The sequence below is a fragment of the Roseovarius maritimus genome (genome assembly GCF_043355895.2).
Classification (GTDB): Bacteria; Pseudomonadota; Alphaproteobacteria; order Rhodobacterales; family Rhodobacteraceae; genus Roseovarius; species Roseovarius maritimus.
On sequence record NZ_JBHFPF020000027.1, the window covers coordinates 1 to 2,756 of the forward strand.

Here is a 2,756-nt window from a genome sequence, read left to right on the forward strand (position 1 = left end):
GTAAGCATCCGGCGTAGGCCGTGGCGAGGTCAACGCGCGCGGTCACGATCCATTGCGATGAACTCTTGCAGGTTTTCGATCCCGAACGGAGTAAATGCGATGACGCTGTCGTCGCCGAGGCCGTAGACCCAGATCACGCCGTCTTCGGTTTCCATATCGATGGCCAGATCAAAGATCCGATCGACGGTTTCGCCGAGTTCGGCTGCAACGCGGTCGATGGTCTTGACGGAATACACTTTGTTGAGCTGCATGGTCACGCGGCCTGTGCGAGGGACACCGCTTTCCAGTTCCAGGGCAGAAGTTCATGCACGCGCGAGACGGGCATGTCGGGCAACCGGGCGAGGACATCGGCAAGCCAGGCCTGTGGATCAATGTCGTTCATCTTGGCGGTTACGATCAAGGTATACATGGCAGCGGCCCGCTCTCCGCCGCGTTCGGAGCCGGCGAACAACCATGACTTTCGCCCCAAAGCTACGCCGCGCAGGGCACGTTCGGCCGCATTATTCGTCAGGCAGATGCACCCGTCATCGAGGAATGCCGTGAAGGCCTGCCAACGGCCGTCTTTCTCGAACATGTAGTTAATCGCCTTGGCCACCTTGTTGTGCCGGGAGAGTTTCGCGCGCTCTGCCAGCAGCCAATCATGGAGATTATCGACTAGGGGACGGGAGAGTTTCTGACGGGCGGCAAGCCGGGCATCGGCATCCAGCCTACCCAACTCGCGCTCGATGTCGAAGATGGCGTCGATCCGTTTCACCGCTTCCAGCGCGACCGGCGAGATCTGATGGGCGGGCTTGCCCTTGCGAACATTGCCCGCGATGTCAGCCAGTTCGAAGAACTTCCGGCGCGCATGCGCCCAGCACAACGCACTGGTCACGGCCCCAGCATCACGGTCAGCGCGATAGAGGTCGTTGTATCCGCCATAGGCGTCGGCTTGCAGCACGCCTTGCCATCCGGCGAGATGCTGGTTGGGGTTGGTGGCCGCGCGATCTCGGGAGAAGCGGAAGAATGCCGCCGGCGGTGCGCCGCCATTCCAGGGGCGGTCATCACGAACATAGGTCCACAGACGAGCCTTTTTCGCGCCACCCCGCGCCAGAAGCGGCACGGTCGTGTCGTCGCCATGCAGGCGGTGGGCGGCACGCACGTGAGTCTCGATCAGGGCATGGATCGGCTGCAAGGCGACAGTCGCGTGTCCGACCAGATCTGCCAGGGTCGACAGGCTCAAAGCAACGCCTTCTCGGGCGAAGCGTTCGGCCTGCCGGTTCAGGGGCTGGTGCTGCCCGTATTTCTCGAAGACGAGCATGGCGATCAGGCTGGGCCCGGCCCATCCACGCGGGATCGGATGGAACGGGGCTGGCGGCTGGCTGATCTTCTCACAGGCCCGACAAGTGAACTTCTCACGCACGGTCTGGATCACCTTCCACTGCCGCGGGATTACCTCTAGCGTCTCGGTGACATCTTCGCCCATTTTCACAAGACGGTCCGAGCCGCAGCAGGTGCAGGCGGCAGGGGCCTCGACAACAACCCGCTCGCGCGGCAGGTGATCGGGGAACGGCTTGCGCACCGGCTGGCGGCGCGTGAAGGCGCGCACCGTGCTGGCCTTTTCAGCCGCCTGTTCTGCGGCCAGGACATCTTCGGTTGCCGCCGTCTCCAGTTCTTCAAGCTGCAATTCCAGTTGATCGATCAGCCGGGCGCGTCGTTCTGACGAGATGCCGTATTTGTCACGGCGCAGTTTGGCGATCTCGAGCTTGAGTTCCTGGATCATCGCTTCCGAGCAGGAGATAACCGCTCGGGTCTGTGCCAGCTCGCTTTCCGCAACCTCCGCACGGACCTCGGCGGCGGCCAGGGCAGCGCGTAATTTGGCGAGTTCGGAGGCGGCGTCAGACATGGCGTATATCTATCACTCAGGTTCATGAAGAACCATCAGAAACAGGCCTGCTAGCGCAATTTATCCAGCCTTTGCAGGGCGTTGCGTCCAGCGTGGGTTGCGCCAGTCAATGCCCTCCAGAAGATAGCCCAACTGCGCCGCCGAGATCTGCACCGCTTCGCCCGACCGGCTCACCGGCCAGATGAACTTGCCTGCCTCCAAGCGCTTCAGATACAGCGACATGCCCACGCCATCATGCCACAGGATCTTAACCAAATCGCCCTTACGGCCCCGGAAGCAGAATATCTCACCCGCATGGGGATCGCGGCCAAGCCCCTCCTGCACCTGTAGCGCCAGCGTGTTCATGCCCCGCCGCATATCGGTGACGCCGCCCGCAATCCAAACCTTCACGCCCGCCGGAAACGCGATCATTGCCGGTCCACCACGGCCAAAATCCGGGCAAGCGCTTCGGGCTCCACGCTTACCGGCACGATGACCCGGCGGCCATTCGGCAGGGCTATCTCAACCTGACCGCCCGGAGGCGGACAGGGATTGACTGAATTGGTCTGTGGCGCGAGTGCTTTGGTCACCGTCACCGGCGAGAACGATACCTGACGGGAAGACCCAAGCTCACCGTTTCGATACTGCCGCCGCCACGTGGTCAGCAGCGACCGGCAAATGCCATGCCGCCGCGCTGTGGCTGCCGCCTGGCGGTGGCCGATAAAGCTCTCCTCAGCAATGCGCAGTTTGTCATCATCTGACCAATACCGGCGGCGTTCGCCATCGGCTGCGGACAGAACTTCGATTTGAGGGCGGTTGATAAAGTCGGACATAAGGTCGGACTTACCATCGGATCGATCCCGAGATCAGACGGCCACCCCCGGAGGCTTAC

4 protein-coding genes are annotated in these 2,756 nt (G+C 62.3%); all 4 read right to left on the reverse strand.

Translation table 11 applies throughout. The features are described 5' to 3' along the window. Positions 1 to 29: 29 nt before the first annotated feature. From ACEWPM_RS19700 to tnpA, 4 genes are read right to left on the reverse strand one after another with little or no spacing between them, the layout of a single operon-like run. On the reverse strand, positions 30 to 251 hold the full coding sequence (locus ACEWPM_RS19700) for a hypothetical protein (RefSeq protein WP_393964157.1): 222 nt from the start codon (positions 249 to 251) through the stop codon (positions 30 to 32). Between the two features lie 2 nt (positions 252 to 253). After that, complete coding sequence (gene tnpC, locus ACEWPM_RS19705; RefSeq protein ID WP_393964156.1) at positions 254 to 1,885, reverse strand: IS66 family transposase; 1,632 nt, start codon at positions 1,883 to 1,885, stop codon at positions 254 to 256. 60 nt (positions 1,886 to 1,945) lie between these two features. After that, positions 1,946 to 2,296, reverse strand: a complete 351-nt coding sequence (gene tnpB / locus ACEWPM_RS19710) for an IS66 family insertion sequence element accessory protein TnpB (RefSeq protein ID WP_067630184.1) — start codon at positions 2,294 to 2,296, stop codon at positions 1,946 to 1,948. Further along, on the reverse strand, positions 2,293 to 2,697 hold the full coding sequence (tnpA, locus tag ACEWPM_RS19715; RefSeq protein WP_393964155.1) for an IS66-like element accessory protein TnpA: 405 nt from the start codon (positions 2,695 to 2,697) through the stop codon (positions 2,293 to 2,295). Before tnpA ends, tnpB begins: the two co-directional genes overlap by 4 nt. Between the last annotated feature and the right edge of the window lie 59 nt (positions 2,698 to 2,756).